This is a genomic window from Streptomyces sp. NPDC093546 (assembly GCF_044765045.1).
In the GTDB taxonomy this organism is placed as follows: domain Bacteria; phylum Actinomycetota; class Actinomycetes; order Streptomycetales; family Streptomycetaceae; genus Streptomyces.
In genome coordinates this window covers 497,815-517,955 of record NZ_JBIWJG010000003.1, presented here as the reverse complement: position 1 = coordinate 517,955, position 20,141 = coordinate 497,815, and the positions used below count along the sequence as shown (strand labels likewise).

At 70.4% G+C, this 20,141-nt stretch carries 8 protein-coding genes; 3 read left to right on the top strand and 5 right to left on the bottom strand.

The window, feature by feature from the left end:
* The first annotated feature begins 256 nt into the window (after positions 1-256).
* The 3 genes from ACIRNI_RS08860 (at position 257) to ACIRNI_RS08850 (ending at position 9,883) form a co-directional block, all read left to right on the top strand.
* Positions 257-7,297, top strand: coding sequence for a polymorphic toxin-type HINT domain-containing protein (locus ACIRNI_RS08860; RefSeq protein ID WP_403549603.1), 7,041 nt, complete (start codon positions 257-259; stop codon positions 7,295-7,297).
* 88 nt (positions 7,298-7,385) lie between these two features.
* On the top strand, positions 7,386-8,102 hold the full coding sequence (locus ACIRNI_RS08855; RefSeq protein WP_403549601.1) for a hypothetical protein: 717 nt from the start codon (positions 7,386-7,388) through the stop codon (positions 8,100-8,102).
* Positions 8,103-8,743: 641 nt separating this feature from the next.
* Positions 8,744-9,883, top strand: coding sequence for an LAETG motif-containing sortase-dependent surface protein (locus ACIRNI_RS08850; RefSeq protein ID WP_403549599.1), 1,140 nt, complete (start codon positions 8,744-8,746; stop codon positions 9,881-9,883).
* A gap of 69 nt (positions 9,884-9,952) precedes the next feature.
* On the opposite strand, the gene ACIRNI_RS08845 is transcribed toward ACIRNI_RS08850, so the two are convergent.
* The 5 genes from ACIRNI_RS08845 to ACIRNI_RS08825 all read right to left on the bottom strand — a co-directional run bounded on the left by ACIRNI_RS08845 (position 9,953) and on the right by ACIRNI_RS08825 (position 20,049).
* Positions 9,953-11,761 carry a GMC oxidoreductase gene (locus tag ACIRNI_RS08845; protein ID WP_403549597.1) on the bottom strand — a complete coding sequence of 603 codons (1,809 nt, stop codon included), beginning with the start codon at positions 11,759-11,761 and terminating at the stop codon, positions 9,953-9,955.
* 29 nt (positions 11,762-11,790) lie between these two features.
* Entirely contained in the window at positions 11,791-13,440 is a 1,650-nt protein-coding gene (locus ACIRNI_RS08840; RefSeq protein WP_403549595.1) for a succinic semialdehyde dehydrogenase, read from the bottom strand.
* A 146-nt stretch (positions 13,441-13,586) separates the two neighbouring features.
* Positions 13,587-15,716, bottom strand: a complete 2,130-nt coding sequence (locus ACIRNI_RS08835) for a protein kinase (protein ID WP_403549593.1) — start codon at positions 15,714-15,716, stop codon at positions 13,587-13,589.
* Between the two features lie 27 nt (positions 15,717-15,743).
* Positions 15,744-17,381 (bottom strand): serine/threonine-protein kinase, encoded by a 1,638-nt coding sequence (locus ACIRNI_RS08830; protein ID WP_403549591.1) that lies wholly within the window; start codon positions 17,379-17,381, stop codon positions 15,744-15,746.
* Positions 17,382-17,526: 145 nt separating this feature from the next.
* Positions 17,527-20,049 (bottom strand): protein kinase, encoded by a 2,523-nt coding sequence (locus ACIRNI_RS08825; protein ID WP_403549589.1) that lies wholly within the window; start codon positions 20,047-20,049, stop codon positions 17,527-17,529.
* Positions 20,050-20,141: the final 92 nt, after the last annotated feature.

Genomic DNA, 20,141 nt, shown 5'->3' with positions numbered 1-20,141 from the left:
GCGAGGAGATTCAGGCAACACCATGGGCGCCCCATTACGCCCCTTTGTCCCGAATCCGAGTGAATCGAGCCTCCCCTTGCGATTTCGCCATTTCGCTTGTCTTTAAAAAGCCCTGACGGAGCCGAGAGCGAGTGATACGTTCTCCGGCCGTTGTGTGTTTTTCGCGAATGCAGGGGGGATTTTGAGACCACGTTCACAGAGTGGACAGGCAAGAAGGCGCATACGTTTTCGGCCGATCACGCGCTGGGCAGTCCCGGTGCTCGCGTCCACCGTCCTCGTCACCGGCCTGCCATCGATCCCGGTCGCCGTGGCAGCGCCGGAAAATTCTCTGCCCGGGCTGCAGAGACTCACAAATGTTCCCGGTAAGCCCGCCAAGAATGCTTCCGTCAAGGAACTGTCCACGGAGCGGACCTGGAAGGCCGCGCCGTCAGTGGTTTGGCCGAAACCAGGCACCGCCGACGTCACACTTCCGTCGACCACGGCTCCCGTGAAATCGCGCCTCGCCGCTTCCGTAGCCGGAGCGGCGGTGAAGGCCGGTGCGTCGCCCGTACGGCTCGCCGTCGCCAAGCCCACCGCGGCGACCGCTCCGGTGCGCGCCACGGTCGAGGTCAAGGACCGGGCGACCGCACAGCGTGCGGGAGTGGACGGAGTCCTTCTGCAGGTGCGGCGGACGGACTCGGGCGCGTCGACGAGCCCGCTGGCCGTGGAGCTGGACTACCGGAAATTCCGGAACGCCTACGGCGGCGACTGGGGTTCACGTCTGACGTTCGTCGCGCTCCCCGCGTGCGCTCTGACGACCCCGCAGAAGCCGGCTTGTCAGACGCGTACGCCGGTCGCCACGACGAACAACGCGGCTGCGGGCACCGTCACCGCGACGATCCAGCCGCAGACCAAGCCGTCCGAGGCCACGGCCTCTCGGACCAAGCCGTCCGGCGCCAAGGCCGCGCCGACGGCACCCGCCCCCATGGTGCTCGCCGCCACAGCAGGCGCGAGCGGCGCCAACGGCGACTACCGCGCCACGTCGTTGAGCCCCTCCGGCTCCTGGCAGGGCGGCGGTTCCTCCGGTGACTTCTCATGGTCGTACCCGATGGAGATCCCGGCGTCACTGGGTGGCCCAGGCCCGTCCCTGGAGCTGAGCTACTCCTCCGCGAGCGTGGACGGCCGTTCGTCGGCGACCTCCCAGCAGCCGAGCTGGGTCGGGGACGGCTGGGACCTGGCCTCGAACTTCATCGAGCGGACGTATCTGCCCTGTTCGGAGGACCGGAAGGAGGGTTCCGGGCACAACAACCCGAAGAACCCCACCGGAGACCTGTGCCAGGGCCCGCCGATGGTGACGATGTCGCTCAACGGCTCGTCCACCCAGCTTGTCCTGGACGACGCGACCAAGCAGTGGCGGCCGCAGACGGACGACGGCTCGCGAGTCGAGCTGGTCAAGGGTGCCGTCAACGGCGACACGGAGAAGGAGTACTGGCGCGTCACGAACATGCAGGGCGTGCAGTACCACTTCGGCGTGAACCGGCTGAACGGCTGGGCGGCCGGCAGCTCCGAGACGAACTCCGTGTGGACCGTGCCGGTCTACGGCAACCACCCGGGCGAGGACTGCCACCAGACGGCGTACGCCGAGTCGGTGTGCGATCAGGCGTGGCGCTGGAACCTCGACTACGTGGTCGACCTTCGCGGAAACGCGATGACCTACTGGTACGCCAAGGAGCGCAACCACTACGGCTCCAACGTCACGGAACTGGGCAAGTCCACCGCCCGCGGCTACGACCGGGGCGGCTGGCTGACCCGCATCTCGTACGGTCTGCGAAGCGACGCCCTCTTCGCGGCGGCGCCGGCCCAGATCACGTTCGACGTGGCCGAGCGCTGTCTTACGACCGGCACCTTCGACTGCGCCGAGGCCAAGCTGACCTCGGAGGCGCAGTGGGAGGCCACTCGGAACTGGCCCGATGTGCCCGCCGACATGCTCTGCGAGGGGGGCAAGGAGTGCAAGGACCGCTACTCGCCGACCTTCTTCTCCCGCAAGCGCCTGACGGCCGTCAACACCTGGGTGCTCAAAGCCGGGAAGCCGGAGCCGGTCGACACGTGGACCCTCACCCAGGACTTCAGGTCCACCGGTGACGGCGGGGTGGCGGGGGACTACCCGCTGTGGCTCGCGAAGATCCAGCACACGGGCAAGAACGGCACGCCTGTCGCGATGCCCCCGGTCGTCTTCGAGGGCAAGCAGCTGCCCAACCGCGTGGACAACGACACCGATGGCAACCCGCCCTTCCTGCGCTGGCGTGTGGAGACGATCCAGACGGAGACCGGTGCGAGGCTGGCGGTGAAGTACGCCGCGCCGGAGTGCAGCACCGTGGAGCCGAAGAAGCTCCCCGCCACCCCCGACACGAACACGCTGCGCTGCTACCCGGTGATCAACGAGGTCCCCGACCCCACCGACCCGACCGGGATGAAGAAGCTCTACTTCACCGACTGGTTCCACAAGCACCGCGTGGACCAGGTGCGCGAGGAGGACAAGAACGGCACGTCGCCGACCAAGGAGACCAATTACGTCTACCTCGGCGCACCGGCCTGGGCCTACGACGACGAGTCCGAGGTCCTGAGCCAGCGGGCGCGCACATGGTCGCAGTGGCGCGGCTACGAGCGCGTACGGACCTTGGTGGGCGTCGCGCCGGACAAGCGCACGATGGTCGAGAACCTCTACTTCCGCGGCATGGACGGCGACAAGCTGGCCGGCAGTACCCGGCGGTCGGCGAAGGTGAAGGACAGCGAGGGCGGCGAGGTCGCCGACCACGAGCTGTACGCCGGACAGACGCGCGAAACCCTCTACTACAACGGCGAGGGCGGCGCACTCGAGTCGGCGACGCTCTACACACCATGGGTCCACGGCCCGACGGCGTCCCGCAAGCGTGGCGAGGAAGGTGCGCAGCCCCTGCAGGCGTGGGTGCAGGGCACGACGAAGGTCGCCTCCCGCACCGTTCTTTCGGACGGCCGCGGCCAGCGCCGTACGGCGGTCGAGCACACCTACGACACCCGGGGCAGGGTGCTGAGCACCACCGACCGCGGCGACACGGGTAAGTCGGACGACGACACGTGTGTCCGTTACGAGTACGTCGAGGACACCTCCAAGTGGATGCTGTCGCTCCAGAAGCGGGTGGAGTCCCTCACCAAGGCATGTGACGCGACGACGATCCAGCGTCCGCAGGACGTCGGGTCGGACAAGCTCGTCCATTACGACACCGTCGGCAATGTGAGCAAGGCCGAGTCGCTGTCGGGTTACAAGGACGGTCAGCCGGTCTACACGCTGGTCGGGTCCACGACCTTCGACGCGTACGGACGCCCGACCTCGGCGACGGACGTGTACGGCAACGTCACGAAGACGTCCTACAGCCCTGCGTCCGGCTCGGTCGTCACGAAGATCACGACCACGAATCCGCTCGGCCACACCAGCTCCACGGAGCTGGACGCCGGCCGTGGTCTGCCCCTGGTGCAGGAGGACGCGAACAAGCGCCGCTCCACGATGCAGTACGACGCACTCGGCCGCCTGCTCAAGGTGTGGTCACCGGACCGCGACCCGGCCACGACGATCCCGGACGCCGAGTTCGGCTACAGCGTGACCCCGGACGCTCCGGTGGTCATCACCACCAAGAAGCTGCTGGAGAGGGGCACCTACCGCACCAGCTACGACATCTACGACGGCGCACTGCGTCTGCGCCAGACGCAGCAACCGGCGCTGGATGGTGGCCGGGTCATCACGGACACCTTCTACGACAGCCGAGGGCTGATCTGGAAGGAGAACGGGGCCCACTTCAACGACCAGGCTCCCTCGGCCGGTCTGTGGATCTCGGACGACAACAAGGTGCCGGCGTCCACGCGCATGGAGTACGACGGCATGGGGCGCCCGGTCGCGACGATCGCCCGGAAGCTCGGTACGGAGACGTGGCGTACGACGACGTCGTACGGAGGCGACTGGGTGGCGGTCGACCCGCCCAAGGGCGACATCCCGACCAAGGCACTGATCGACGCGAAGGGCCGCAAGACCCAGCTCCAGCAGTTCAAGGGCGACAGCCCTTCGGGAACGTTTGACAAGATCGACTACACGTACGAACGGCGGGGGCTGCTGGAGTCGGTAACCGATCAGGCGGGCAACAGGTGGTCGTACAAGTACGACATCCGAGGCCGCGCGTACGAGACGACCGACCCCGACAAGGGGACGTCGAAGACGACGTACGACCAGGGCGACCGCGTGCTGACCGTCACCGACGGCCGCGTCCCGGCGAAGACGATCGCCTTCGCGTACGACACCCTCGGCCGCGTCACCGCCACCCACGAGGGCTCGCTCAGCGGGCCGAAGCTGACGGAGCAGACGTACGACTCCCTCCCGGACGCGCTCGGGCTGCCGGTGGCGTCGACCCGCTACGTCGACGGGAACGCCTACACCCAGGCGGTCACCAGCTACGACACCGAATACCGGCCGCTGGGCAACAAGGTCACCATTCCGGCGTCCGAGAAGAACCTGGCGGGCGACTACGTCTACATCAACACCTACAGCAAGACGACCGGCCTCCCGCAGACGGTCACGCATCCGGCGGCGGGCGGCCTGCCCTCCGAGCGGGTGAGTCTCGGCTACAACGGATTCGATCAGATCGACACGATGTCGGTCGCGGGCAAGACCTTCGTCGCGCAGACGCAGTACACGCCCCTGGGCGACGTGGTCCGTACGAAGGTTGGCCCGGCCGGCAAGCAGTTGATCTCCAGCTACGAGTTCGACGAGCAGACCCGCCGGTCGACCCGGTCGGTGCACGACCAGGAAGTCGGCCTGACCAGCACGGCACGCATCAGTGATGTGCGTACGGCCTACGACGACGTCGGCAACGTCCTGAAGATCACGGATGCGCAGGGTGCCAACCCGACGCAAGCCACGACCGACACGCAGTGCTTCGCCTACGACTACCTGCGGCGCATGACAGACGCCTGGACGGCGACGGACGACTGCGCGGCCAAGCCCGGCAGCGCGGGACCGGGCTCGGCGCCGAAGGTGGGCGGTCCGGGCCCGTACTGGACGTCGTACACCTTTGACGCGGTCGGCAACCGCAAGACCGAGGTCAAGCACGACACCGCCGGCGACACTGCCAAGGACGTCACCCGCACCTACACGTACGAAACTGGGGGCAGCACCACCAGTCGCCTGTCCAAGGTGCACACCAAGGGGCCACAGGGCGAGCGCGAGGATCTCTACGCGTACGACACGGCCGGCAACACCACGAAGCGCGTCGTCCAGGGGAACACTCAGACCCTCGATTGGGACGTAGAGGGCCATTTGCAGAGCGTGACGCAGGGCGCCGAGACGACGTCATACGTCTACGACGCGGGCGGTAACCGGCTCATACGCCGCGACCCCACCGGAACGACGCTCTACCTGCCGGGCACCGAGGTGAAGCTCGACAAGGACGGCAACATCGTCAAGGGCACTCGCTATTTCGCCCACCCGGCGGGACCCGGCATGGTGAAGGTCGCCGAAGCCGGCAAGATCACGACGTCGTACCTGCTCAGCGACCGCAACGGGACGGCGACCACTTCAGTGGACGCCACCACCCAGGCGGTCATGCGGCGGAAATTCACACCCTTCGGGGAGGCACGGGGCGAGAAGCCCTCGATCTGGCCGGGCGAGAAGGGTTTCGTCGGCGGGACGGTCGACGAGTCCACGGGGCTCACTCATCTCGGGGCGCGCGAATACGACCCGGGGTTGGGGCGGTTCATCTCGGTGGATCCGAAGATGGACTTTGCCGAGTCGCAGACGATGAACCCGTACGCGTATGCACTCAACAGTCCGATCACCTTGAGCGACCCGTCTGGCGAGTGGATCAACTTCAAGGAATGGATCAGACAGCAAAAAGCCAGGTCCGCTGCTTACGCTGACGCTGGCGTTCCGCCCGCTCCCTCCCAGCCAGTGCCGAGCGTCAGCAAGAAGGACGTCGAGCGCGCTCGCGCGTTCACGCAGCAGAGCAAGACCGATGTTGCACTGCAGGTGGCCAAAGAAGCCTTGAAGGGAGCCACGGGCTGGGACGACATCACCGCCTGTCTCGGCGGGAACGTGGGCACCTGCGCGATGCTTGCGCTCGAGGCCGCCGTCCCGTGGGCGGGTAGCGCGAAACGCGTTCTCAAAGCCCTCGACAAGGCCTGGAGCGCCTACCGCAAGTGGGAGGACGACGTCCAGTGGGCCGTCGGCATCGTCCGACGTGCCGATGCCGACGCCGACGCCATGGCCAAGTACACGGAGGACATGGCGGCGTGGACCAAACAGGCGGATGCGGCCGTAGCGGCGAAGAAGGCCAAGGCCGACGAAGCGGCAGCGGTAGCCGCAAAGAAGGCCGACAGCGGTGACGGCGGGGGAGGAGGCGGCGGAGGAAATGGCGGTGCCGGTGAAGCCTGTACCGCCAACAGCTTCACGCCCGAGACTCTCGTCCTCATGGCCGACGGCAGCAAAAAGGCCATCAAGGACCTGAAGCCCGGCGACAAGGTCATAGCAACGGACCCCGAGACCGGCGAGACGTCGGCCAAGGATGTCTCCGCGACCATCATCGGCAAGGGGTCCAAGAACCTGGTCGAGGTCACCGTCGACATCGACGGCGAGAAGGGCGACAAGTCGGCGACCGTTACCGCCACCGACGGGCACCCCTTCTGGGTCCCCGAACTGGGCGAATGGATCGACGCCACCGACCTGAAGTCAGGCCAGTGGCTCACCACCAGCGCCGGTACGCGCGTCCAAATCACGGCTGTGCAGCGCTGGACGCAGCAGGCGACGGTTCACAACCTCACAGTGGCTGATATCCACACGTACTACGTGCTGGTGGGGGCTGCGCCGGTTCTGGTTCACAACTGCGGGGATAAGGTCTGGGAGCCCTTCCGCGAGGGCGTCGACCACGCCGACCAGGGAGCCCTTCCCGCAGACGCAGGGATTTCGGCAGGGTCGCCCCTAGGTGCGGGTGAGTATCACTTCGTCGTCCGCCGGGATGGTTCACTGCGTGCCATGCAGAACGAATCGATGTGGGACCTAAATCCGGATGCCGGGCACACCTCCTTGGGTGACCGTAAAGGGGTGCTCATGGCAGGCACCTTCGACGTCGATGCAAACGGTGTGATTTCCAGGGTCGACAACTTCTCCGGTCATTACCAACCGACAGACAGCCCGGGGTTAACTCCATTGCTGGATATCACCCGCGGAGCCTTCCGACGGCACGGTTGGGACTTTTCCGACAGCGCCTGGGACTACTACGCTGGACCACCAGGCCACTGAACGGCGATGTTCGCTGGGGGCATCCCCGTGGAGGCTGCCCCCAGCGGACGTTGCACACACCTTGAATAAGTGCTCCTCTGATGCGACGGTGGCGATGGAATTTCCGACGTACCCCGGCTCCGACGTTCTTCTGGCGCGTCTTGCGCGTAGCCAAGACATGGAGCTTCCTCCGACTTCCATGGGTAAACCCCCGACCGAGAAGTTCCTTCATCGGCTAGCAGAGCAGATCGGCATGCAAAGCCACGACCTTTTCCTCATCGCGGGCCTTTCCATTCCGGACCAGGCATGGCCTTTCGATGAGGGTGCCAGCCGCGAACTCCCCCGACTGGTCCGGCATGCACTCCCCTTGCCTGCTTCCTCCAGGCAGCAGCTGCGGGATTACGCCCGACCCCTGACCGAGCGACCGATGACCGCATCGCCCAGGAAGCGACACTCTTATGAGCAGTACCCCCCATGTTTCGGTTCGCTCTTTGTGCGGATGCTCGCTCTCCGCAATCTGGGGTGGTCCTCGGCAGCCAAGGTCATGTATCTGATGTCCGATGTCTATCTATCAGCTGCGACCATCGGGGCAGTGGGGCGTGGCGTCAAGGAACTCGACCGTGAGCTCCTCAATGGCTTCGCGGCTGTGTTCGGCGTCAGGGTCTCTGTTTTGGCAACCTTGACCGGTATGCAGGACGTGCCGCCCAGTCGCGGGTTGCCGGGAGAGATTGCCGACACGGCAGCGCTGCTCTGGGACGTGCGGCATCTGCCTGCGGCGCAGGTGCGGCAAGTCTCCCAACACGCTAGAGCCCTCAGCCGCAGTTGATGTTGAGGAGCACGAGGCCTAGCCAGCTGGTTGGCTGAGGGGCAAACTCCCTGGTGGGGCTGCGCCTCCGTGCGAGGTGGGCCCGGTAGGGGTGGTGGACCCTGACGAAGAGAAGAATCCGCAGGTCGGCCCGCTGAAGGCCCTTCGCGGGTGCGCGATCGCCGTCGCGGTTTCGGTGGCGCGGACGGGCAGTTCAAGATGTTCGGTATTCCGCGCGACGCCTTCGGCGTGCTCAACCGTCCCGCCGGGGAGGGCCCGCGCTCAGGGGCGGGCACCTGGTCACTCCGCGGCGACGGGATCGCGGTTCTGTGATCCACCTCCGGCTCGCCGTCGGCGGCCCCTAAGAAGGGGGGTGGGCCGCGGTGCTGCAGGAGCTGCGTGGCGGTGAGCCCGTCCGTACGTCGAGATCAACGCCGACAAGGGGTCCGGGCACGGAGCCCGGCGGGCGAAGGCCGGAGGCTAGGCCATGCGAGTGATGCAGGACACATAAGGTTTTCGTCAATTGGCGCACAACCATCCCCTCGAGTCACGGGTCATGCATGCGGAAACAACGGCCACACCCGTGACACCCCCACCTCGGGAGGCGGCCCGCCAGACTCCGTGCCGTGTGATGCGGCACGCCCAGACCACAGAGGTCTTGAATGAAGCTTCGCCGCGCCATGGCGGTCGCCGCCGCGACCGCCGTCATCGCCCCTGCCGCCTTCCTGGCGGCTCCGGCCGCGTACGCGACGGAAGGCACCACCAGCACGACCTCTACCGGCGGCGCCGGTGAGCAGGGCACCACCACGCCCGACACGACGACGCCGGACACCGCGAACCAGGACAGCACCACGTCCGGCTCGACGACCCCGGAGAGCACGGACACCACCGAGGCCGAGAAGCCCGCCGCCGAGGCCGAGAAGCCGGCCGCTGAGGACGAGAAGCCGGCCACCGAGGGCGAGAAGCCCGCGGCCGAGGGCGAGAAGCCGGCCGAGAAGCCCGCCGAGAAGCCCGCCGAGGGCGAGAAGCCGGCCGAGGACAAGGACTCGTCGGGCAAGCCGGGCAGCGGCGACGAGTGGTCCCCCTACGACTGCACCGAGTTCAACCTCGACGAGAACCTCGAGGTCAGCGTCAACGGTCTGCCCAACAAGATCGTGGCGGGCTCCGGCTGGCACGACTTCAAGTTCACGGTGAAGAACTCCTCGGACGCCGACCTCAAGAACGTCTATGTCGAGACGTTCACCGAGTACGGCGACGACACCCCGGAGACCCTGAACGACGGCCTGGCCGAGCTGCAGTACAAGGACCCCGAGACCGACGAGTGGACCGACTCGTTCCAGGAGTCCTACGAGGACGAGGACGGCAACTATGTCTCGACCGGCAGCTTCGTCGGCGTGATCGACAAGATCGAGAAGGGCGCCACGGTCGACATGGAGCTGCGCGTCCGTGTCGACGCCAAGGCTCCGGCCGGTTCTTCGTTCGCCTTCAGCAGCGCCATCTACGCCGGCAAGGACTCGTCCTGCAACGGCAACGGTGACGAGTACAAGTTCACCGTCGTCGCCGCCGGCAGCAAGCCGGGCGATGTGGAGGACGCCAAGCCGAGCGGCCAGAAGCCGGAAGGCAAGCCGAGCGGCGCCAAGCCGCAGGGTGAGGCCAAGCCGCTGCCCGTCACCGGCAACCTCGCCGAGACCGGTTCGTCGTCGATGCTGCCGGTGATCGGTATCGCCGGTGGTATCACCATCGTCGCCGGTGCCGGTGTCGTCTTCGCGATGCGTCGTCGCAACAGCGGCGCCACCGCGTAACCAGCACGCATAGACAAGAGGCGCTGCACTCGGAGGGGGGTGCAGCGCCTCTCGTGTGTCCGGGGACGCTCAGGACTTCGGCGGGACCGTGGGGATGCCGAGGAACGGGAGCTTCAGAGCCGCGAAGGCGTCCGCCGGGACCGCGGGGGACTTGGGTTCGACCGGGGTGAGGCGTGCGTAGGCGGCGCCCTGGTGGGGGCGGGGGTCCTCCTCGCCCTTGTTGGGCCAGAAGGACATCGCGCGCTCGGCCTGGGCCGTGATGGTGAGGGACGGGTTCACGCCCAGGTTGGCGGAGACGGCCGCGCCGTCGACGACCGAGATGCCCGGGTGGCCGTAGAGGCGGTGGTACGGGTCGATGACGCCGTCCTCGGCCGTCGCGCCGATCGCGCAGCCGCCCAGGAAGTGCGCGGTGAGCGGGGTGCCCATGAGCTCGCCGATGTTCGAGCCGGCGAAGCCGTTGATCTCCTCGGCGAGGAGGGAGGCCGCGCGCGTGCCCTCCGGGATCTGCTTGGGGTTCGGGGCGCCGTGGCCCTGGCGGGCGGTGAGGAGGCCCTTCCCGATGCCGTCGCGCTTGCGGTAGGTGGTGAGGGAGTTGTCCAGCGACTGCATGACCAGGCCGATGATGGTCTTCTCCGACCAGCGGCGGTTGGAGAACGAGCGCAGCGCGAGCAGCGGGTGGCGGGCGACGTTGCCGAGCCAGGCCGCGACGCGGTGGTCGGAGTACGGCACCTGGAGGATGGAGAGGGACCCCATGGCGTTGGAGCCCTTGCCGTAGCGGACCGGCTCGATGTGGGTGTTGGCGTCGGGGTGGATGGAGGACGTGATCGCGACGCCGCGCGTGAAGTCGGCGCGGCGGTGGCCGTGGCGCTTGCGGTAGCGGCGGTCCGTGGTCTGGGAGCCGACCAGCGCCTCCGAGTTCGTACGGGTCAGCTCGCCGAGGCGGCTGGAGATGCGGGGCAGCTTCCCCTCGTCCTTCATGCGGTGCAGCAGGGTCTGCGTGCCGTACGTGCCCGCCGCGACGACGACGTACCGGCAGCGCAGCGTGCGCGGGGCGGCCTTGCGGCGGCGGTGCGTGGGGACGGTCGAGACCAGGTAGCCGTCGCCCGAGGCGGACTCGGTGAGGGCGGTGACCGTGGTCATGGGGTGGATGACCGCCCCGGCCTTCTCGGCCAGGTGCAGGTAGTTCTCGGTGAGGGTGTTCTTGGCGCCGTGCCGGCAGCCGGTCATGCAGGCGCCGCACTCCGTGCAGGCGCGCCGGGCGGGGCCCGCACCGCCGAAGTAGGGGTCGGGCACCTGCGAACCGGGGGTGGTCTTCGCCGTACCGTCGGCGTCCCGTCCGTCTCCGAAGAAGACGCCGACCGGCGCCAGGTGGAAGGTGTCGCCGACCCCCATCGCCTCGGCCGTCGCCTTGAGGTGGACGTCCGAGGGCGTCATCGTCGGGTTGAGCCGTACGCCCAGCATGCGCTTGGCCTGGTCGTAGTACGGGGCGAGCTCCGCCTGCCAGTCCGTGATGGACGCCCACTGCTTGTCCTGGAAGAAGGGCGCGGGCGGTACGTAGAGGGTGTTGGCGTAGTTGAGGGAGCCCCCGCCGACACCGGCACCCGCCAGGACCATGACGTTGCCGAGCAGATGGATGCGCTGGATCCCGAAGAGGCCGAGCGCCGGGGCCCAGAGGTAGTTCTTCACGTCCCAGGAGCTCTTGGGGAGGGTCTCCGGCGTGAAACGGCGGCCCGCCTCCAGGACGCCGACCCGGTAGCCCTTCTCCGTGAGGCGGAGGGCCGAGACCGAGCCGCCGAAGCCGGAGCCGACGACGATGACGTCGTAGTCGTACGCGTCAGCCGGTTCATCCTGATTCTGGGCAGGGGGGACCTGGGGCATGGGCTCTCCTCGTACCGAAAAGGGGACTTCTAGCGGAAGCGGAACGCCTTCATCAGTCGCAGGCTGTGGCTCATGAACGCCGCGTACTTCTCGTCGTCCATGCCGAAGGACGGCGCCAGCGGCATCAGCCGCTGCTGCGCGACCGTCTGGGCCTCGGTGTACTTGAGGATGCCCTCGGAGCCGTGGCGGCGGCCGAGGCCCGAGTCCTTCATGCCGCCCATGGGCGACTGGACGCTGCCGTACGCCGGGGCGTAGCCCTCGTTGATGTTGACCGTGCCGGTACGCAGGCGGGCGGCGACGGCGTGGCCGCGGCGGCCGTCCTTCGTCCAGACGGACGCGTTGAGGCCGTACGCGGTGGCGTTGGCCCGCTCGACGACCTCGTCCTCGTCCGTGAAGCGGTAGATCGACACGACCGGGCCGAAGGTCTCCTCGGCGCAGACGGACATCGGTTCCTGGACGCCCTCCAGGATGGTCGGCTCGTAGAAGAGCGGGCCGATGTCGGGGCGGGCGACGCCGCCCGCGATGAGCGTGGCGCCCTTGGCGACGGCCTCGTCGACGTGCCGGGTCACCGTCTCCAGCTGGCGCTCGCCGACGAGGGAGCCCATGTCGGCGCCGTACGCGAGGGAGTTGCCGAGCCGCATCGCCTTCGTACGGGCGGCGAAGCGCTCGATGAAGTCGTCGGCGATGGACGCGTGGACGTACAGGCGCTCGATGGAGATGCACAGCTGGCCGGCGGAGGAGAAGCAGGCGCGGACGGCGCCGGCGGCGGCCTTCTCCACGTCCGCGTCATGGAGGACCAGCATGGCGTTCTTGCCGCCGAGTTCGAGGGAGACGCCGACGAGCCGGGCGGCGGCGCCCTGCGCGACCTCGCGGCCGGTGCGGGTGGAGCCGGTGAAGGAGACGTAGTCGGCGTGCTTGACGACCTCCGGGCCGACGACCGGGCCGTCCCCGAGCACCACCTGGAAGACCTCGGCCGGGAGACCGGCTTCGATGAGCAGGTCCCGCGCCCAGAGGGCGGTCAGCGCCGTCTCGGTGTCGGGCTTCATGACCACCGCGTTGCCGGCGACGAAGGCGGGCAGCGCGTCGCCGACGGAGAGTTCGAGGGGGTAGTTCCAGGGGGCGATCTGGCCGACGACCCCGCGCGGCTGACGCAGCTCCGTCACCTTGGTGAGCGTCGGTACGACTCCGGTGTGGCGCTTCGGCTTCAGGTACGCGCCCGCGCGGCGGCCGTAGTGGCGGGCCGCGACGGCGACGGCCAGGACCTCCTCGTGGGCGTGCAGGCGCGCCTTGCCGGTCTCCAGCTGGATCAGGTCGAGGACCTCGGCCTGGCGCTGGAGGACCAGGTCGTGGAAGCGGAGCAGCACGGCGGCGCGGGCGCGGACCGGGGTCGCGGCCCAGACCGGCTGGGCGGCGCGGGCGCGCGCGAACGCCTCGGCGACGTCCTCGGGGGTGGACTCCGGCAGGTCGGCCAGCTTCTCACCCGTGAACGGCGTGTGGTTGGCGGTGCGGCCGGAGCCGACGACGCCGCGCGTGAGCTGGGCGACCACCTCGGGCGTGACCACATCGGCGGCGGTGCGGGCGCCCGCCGGGGCGGGGGCCACGGGGTTCGTGCCGAGCCCCTTCGTCGCGGTGGGGGCGGTGGTGGCCCGCGTCTCCGTGGTGTCGGTCGTGTCCGTCATGGGGGCGAGGGTATGCGGAATGCGGGGCGCGCGGTACCCGCCGGTAACAGCTTTTCGCGGGACCCTCACACCGCGCCAGTGATCACTGGCAAATAAGCCCTGATCAGGGGCTCAGAGGCTCAGGGACGCAGGGAGTCAGGGACTCGTCAGGCGTGCCGTACCCGGAAAGAATCCAGGACCGTGTCGAAATGGCGCTTCAGCTCGTCGAGGCGCGTGAGCGGCGCCGAGACCCACACGCTGTAGAGGCGGCCGCCCTCGTCCCAGCAGATGTCGTACGTACGCCGGGGGCCCTGGCCGTCCGCGAAACCGTTCCAGGTGAACTCGCGGAGGGCGGCGGAGAGGCCGTTGTGCGTGGTGGGGGTGACCTTGGCGTCGCGGTAACCGGGGTTGGCGGCCGGCCCGTTGGCGTCGGCGCGGCGCATCGCCGCCAAGGGGCCGCCCTCGACGGGGCGGCGGACCCGGATGCCGATCCGGTACGCCTGGTCGGGGGACACGTAGTAGACGCGCTGGCCGTCGGTACTGCGGAGGTATCCCTCCGGGACGACGAGGGAGAAGCCCTCGGGATCGGAGACGGCGCGGTACCCGGCGGGTACGGGGGTGGAGCGGGACGGGTCCGGGGAGGGCGCGGGAGTGGGGCTGTCCTGAGGTCTCTGCGGCGGGGCGGTGACGGTCGCCACGGGCGGCCCGGCGCTGCCGCCGCCGGTGTCGCCGGGGTCGTCGCGCAGGACGAGCACGCCTGCCGCTCCCGCCCCGGCGAGCGCGGCGGCGGCGGCCAGCACGCTGGCGGCGACGACGGGGGTGCGGAGGGGGCCCGTGCGGGAGGCGGTGGGCGTGGGGCGGGTGACGCCGGAGTGGGGTGGGGGGAAGGGGGTGGCGGAGGCTGGGGGGATGGTGGGGGCGCTGGGGGTCGTCGCGGCCGTCGTGGCGCTCCCGGCGGGGGAAGGAGGCGCGGGGGCTGCGTCAGCGGGGTCGCTGGAGCCGGTACGTCCGGGTGCGGCGTCGGAGGCGTCGGAGGCGTCGGAGGCCTCTGTGGCGCTGGAGGGGCTGGAGGGGCTGGTGTCGCGTGAGGCGTCCGAGGCGCTGGTGCCGGGCGTGCTCGGAGAGCCGCCGGAGCCCGGTGCGACGGCTGAGCCACCGGAGCCACCGGAGCGACCCGAGCCGCCGGAGCCGCCCGGCGCCTGCCGGAAGGGCCGGTGCGGCCAGTGCAGCAGTTCCGACCGCTGACGCCCCTCTGATCCCTCGGGTCCCTCGGGTCCCTCGGATCCCTCCGCTCCCCGGGCCGGGGGCCCCTCCGTCCCTCGGGACCGCTGGGCATCGCGCGCACGCTGGGACCGCTGCGACCGCTGTGACCGGTGCGACCACCTGCTCCGGGGCCGCTCGCTGCCGTCCTCCGCCTCGTCCCGCGCTCGGGCGTGGCCGGGCTCCGGAGGCCGCCCGGCCCGTGGCGGCGGCTCGTACAGCGGGGTCGTCCCCGTCGCCGCGTACGCCCGCAGCAGCCGCTCCGCCTCCGCCGCGCCGATCCTGCGCTCCGGGTCGCGCTCCAGCAGCCCGCGTACCAGCGGCATCAGCGGTCCGGCCGCCGCCGGTGGCCGGACCTCCTCCTCCACGACCGCGTGCAGCACCCCGCCCAACGAGTCGCGGTGGAACGGCGACTGGCCGGTCAGCGCCGCGCACAGCAGCGCGCCCAGCGACCACAGGTCCGTCTCCGGTCCCGCCAGCGCGCCCTGCATCCGCTCCGGGGCGGTGTACTCGGGCGAGCCGACGAACATCCCCGCCTCCGTGAGCGTCGTCGCACCCGCGAGGTGTGCGATGCCGAAGTCGGTGAGGACGACCCGTCCGGTGCCGTCCTCCAGCAGGACGTTGGCGGGCTTGAGGTCGCGGTGCAGCACCCCGAGCGCGTGCGCGGCGCGCAGCGCGCCCAGCAGCGCGAGCCCGATGCGCGCCGCCTCCGGCGCGTCGACCGGGCCGCGTACCGCCAGCAGTTCGGCGAGCGAGAGGCCCTCGACGAGCTCCATCACGATGTACGGGGTGCCGTCCTCCTCGACCACGTCGTGGACGCAGATGACGTTCGGGTGGTGTACGCGGGCGACGGCGCGCGCCTCGCGCAGCGAGGAGTGGGGGGTGGCGCCGGCGTCGACGTGGATCTCCTTGACGGCCACCCGGCGGCCAAGGAGCTCGTCGTACGCCCGCCAGACCGTCCCCATACCGCCGCGGCCGAGCCGGGACTCCAACCGGTAACGATCGGCGATCCGCCGCTGCTGCCCCAGTCCGGACACGGCACATCCCCTCTGCTCGTGCCGAGGTCACTCCTCGGCGGGACGCCAGCCGCGCAGCACGATGTCGAACTGCTCCCGAGTGGTCGCCCAGTCCTCGGCCGGGGACGACATGTACAGCGCGTACTCGGTTCCGTCGTCCGTGTAGTACACCTGGTCGATCGCGCGTCGCTCCCCCGCGTTGTCCTTGGTCTCCACCCAGGTGAACTCCCACAGACAGGATTCCAGTTGATCACGGAACGTGTTCGTTTGCAGCTGCTTCCGTGCATACTGCGGCAGCCGTTTCCGCAGGCTTTTCTCGATGTCGCTCATGTGCAGGCACGGCGTCTCGAAGTCGGGCGCCGGGTCCTTGCTGATCCGGATGAGGTGGCGGCCGTTGTCAGGGGTGTAGTCGATCTGGTCCCCCTCCATGCGCCGCTCCCATCCCTCGGGCACAAAAAGGCTGAAACCTTCCGGATCCTTGACGCGTTCCCAGCCGTCCGGGACGGCCGTCGGCAGGGCGTGCTCGGGGTGGCTGCCGCCCTCGTCCCCGTACCGCGTCACGGCGAAGCCGGCGGCGCTGCCGACGACGGCGGCCAGGGCGACGACGAGGACGGCCGTACGCAGGCGGCGCCCCGCACCCCCGTCCTTGGCGGCCGTGGCGGCCGAGGCCGACTCGGCGGATCCGGCTGACCCGGCCGACCCGGAGGCCTCCTCGCCCGGCCGCGCGTCCACCGTGGTGGGCGCGTCGCGCCGGTCCTCCACAGCCTCCGTCGCCTCCGTCGCGGCGGCGCGGTCCGCCTCGTCGACGCGCCGCGTCGGCACGTACGCCTGGGCGGCGGCCGGGGTGCGGCCCTCCATGGCCTCCAGCAGCATGCGTGCGGTCTCGGCGGCGTCCGGGCGGTCCGCCGGGTCCTTGCGCAGCAGCGCGGTGATGACGGGCGCGAGCGGCCCGGCGTGCGCGGCGGGCGGCGGCTCCTCGGTCACGACGGCCTGCATGGTGCTGATGGGGGACGAGCGGCGGAAGGGTGAGGCGCCCTCGACCGCCGCGTACAGCGTGGCGCCCAGCGACCACAGGTCGGAGGCCGGGCCGGGGGAGCCGCCCCGTACCCGCTCGGGCGCCAGGTAGTCGATGGAGCCGACGAGTTCCCCGGTCCGGGTGATGGTCGCGTCGCCCTCGATGGCGGCGATCCCGAAGTCGGTGAGCAGCACGCGGCCGTCGCGGGCCAGCAGGACGTTGCCGGGCTTGACGTCCCGGTGGAGTACGCCTGCGGCGTGCGCGGCACGCAGCGCGCTCACCACGTGCCTGCCGATGCGGGCCGCCTCGCACGCCTCGATACGGCGATTTTCGGCCTCCTTGGCCGCGTCGGCGAGGGACGGCCCGTCGACGTACTGCATCACGATCCAGGGCCGGTCGTCGTGTTCCAGTACGTCGTGGACGGTGACGACGCCGGGGTGGCTGATGCGGGCGGCGGCGCGCGCTTCCTTCTGCGTACGGGCGTGGAGGACGATCCGGTCCGCCTCCGACGCGTAACGGCCCGCCGTCAGTTCCTTGACGGCGACCGTCCGGTGGAGGAGCTCGTCATGGGCCCGCCATACCTTGCCCATGCCGCCGCGACCGATGGATTCGGCCAATCTGTAACGCCCGGCCAGTACCAGACCCTTGGCCGTTTCCTCAGAGTGTTCCACTTGCCCCCGCCCGTTGCTCAGGAGGCCAAGGTTACGGAGGGTGGTGGGCGACGGGGAACCTCGGGGCCACCACGGAGACCGCACCGTGATGCGTACGACCCCCGTGCTGGTGCCGTATTGCTGTCCTGCTGCCCCCCGGTGGGGCTCAGCGGGTGGCGCGGTAGGCGGTGACGGCCTGTTCGTAGATCTCGTTGACCTTGTCGCGCTGGCCGTCCGGGCCGATGACCTGGATGACGTGGTAGCGGTCGCCGACGATGAGGGCGAGGTTGCGGACGTACACCTCGCGGTTGTTGACGTCCTGCCAGGTGAACTGGCCCTCCGCCATGACCTGCCGCCCGACGTCGACGCGGCGCATGCCGGTGACGGAGGCCCAGGAGGAGTCCCGCCAGGGCTGGAGCTCGCGCTCCTTGGTGCGCTGGTACTCCATCGGGTCGCTGCCGTTGGCCTGCACGGTGTCGCGGCCGGGGACGACGATCAGGGTGTAGTCGCCGCCCGTGTAGCGGACTTGGCCGACGTCGTTGACGGGGCTGCGGCGCCAGTCCTTGTCGACGCCGATCCGGAACCCCTCGGGGTCCTCACGGACCGTGTAGCCGTCGGCGAGGGCGGGGGTGGTCGGGGTCACGGCGTTGGGGGACGGGGCGGGGGTGGTGGGGGTGGGCGTGGGTGTCGGCCGGCCGGTCTGCCCGTCCTGCCCGGTCTGCCCGTCCTGGCCGGTCTGCTGGGGCGCGGTGGGCCGGGGCGCCGCACCCTGCTGCCGCTCCTGGGGCTCGGCCTTGGGCATGAACAGCACGGCGTACGCGACGGCGGCCGCGAGCGCGAGCAGGATGAGCAGCAGGAGCATGCGGCCGAGCGCACGTGGGCGCCGGGCGCTCTCCTGCCGCTCCCTGGGGGCTCGCCCCGGTCTCGGTTCACGGGTCGCCGCCCTGGGCTTCTTGTGACGGTGGCGACCGGGGCCCGCCGGGTCCACGGCGCCAATGCCGGTGCCCGTGCGGCGGCCGCGGCGCTTGCGGACGAGCTCACCGCGACGGCGTACGACGGGCAGCCGCGTGCTGTCGGCCGGTACGGACGGCATGGGTACGACGCCGACGCCCGCGTCCGGCTCGGGCGCGGAGCGGACGAGCGACCGCAGCCAGCCGCGCAGCTCCTCGAAGTCGGGGCGCTCGGTGGGGTCCTGGCGCAGCAGCGACTCGACGACCGGGCGCAGCGGACCGCACTCCTCCGCGTACGCGGGCGGCTCCGCGCACACGAGCTGCACCAGCTCGGCGGCGTTCTCCTCGGGGTACGGGGCATGCCCCTGGACCGCGCGGTAAAGCAGCGCCCCGAGCGCCCACAGGTCGGTGGCGGGGCCGATGGGCGGGGCCAGCTGCCAGGTCCCGTGGACGGGACCGGCCTGCTCCGGCGCCCACCGCTCCGTCACGGCTCCGACGACGGCGATCCTCGCCTGGCGGGCGCGCTCGGCGGCGAGGGGCGTGGCCGGGCCTCGGTAGGGGGCGGCCGGGCGGGTGTCCGCGACGACGTCGTCCCAGCGGCCGGCGGGCGCGGAGGCGGGCTCGGGCTCCCACGAGGGCCGGGGCACGGGCACGTGGCCGCCACCGGACGGTACCGGGCCGGTGGAGCCCGGGCCGTCGTGCCAGGTGCCGGTCAGCAGGGCGCGCGGCGCCTCGCCGCCGTGGTCGTCAAGGTTGTCGAGGTCCTCGAAGTCTTCGTGGTCTTCGTGGTCCTCGTCGTACAGCGCGCCCTGGACCTGGTGGACCTGGTGGCGCTCGTAGCCGGGGGGCAGCGTGCCGCCGGGGGGCAGCGCGGCGGCGCCGGCCTCGTGGGCGCGGCTCGCGGCGCGTGCCCCGGCGCGGTAGGCGGCGATGGCCCCGGCCCGTACGGCGCGCGGGTCCGCCGTGGAGGCGCCGGACGGGTCCGTGCCGTAGGGCCGCGTGCCGTACGGCAATCCGGGCTCGACGCCCGGCCCGGGCTCGGGGGCTCCCGGGGCTTCCGGCACCTCCGCGAACTCCGGTGCGTCCTCTTCTTCGTCGTCGTCCGCCACGGGTACCGGCGCGTACCCGCACAGGGCCTCTTCGGCGGCGCCGGCCGCCAGGCCCGTCAGGACGACGCGGCCGTCGTCGCAGACGAGCACCGTACGCGCGGTGATGTTGCGGTGGACCCAGCCGTGCGCGTGCAGGGCGCGCAGCGCGGTCAGCACGTCCGAGGCGATCTCGGCCGCCCGGTACGGGCTCAGCGGCTCCTCGGCGAGCAGCGCGGCCAGCGGGCGGGCCGGCACGAGCTCACTCACTATCCACAGGGAGCCGGCCTCCGTGAACACGTCGAAGACCTGGTCCAGGCGTGGGTGGTCCGGGATCTGCGCCGCGGCCTGGGCCGCCTCGACGGCCCGCCGTACGGCCGGATCACCGGGCCGCCGGGTGGCCCGGCCGGGCGTCCCGCGCCGCTGCGCGCCGGACCCCGCGGACCCCGTGGACCGGGCGCGCCCCGCAGCCGTGCCGTCGGCGGCGTCGAGCACCTCCGCCTCGACGACCTCCGGCAACGGGAGTTGCCGGATCAGCACCTCCTGGCCGCTGTAGGTGTCGAAGGCGCGGGTCTCGACGAGGTCGTACTCGTCCGCGGGCGGCAAGGGCAGGCGGTAGCGGTCGGCGAGCACCCTCCCCGCGTAGTCCTCCACGACGCCTCCCCACGAGCGCGCTGCCCCCCGGTCCGCAATGCCCTGCGAGACCGTCAGATCCGGTCAGTACCTGTTCCGTTATCGACCCATCC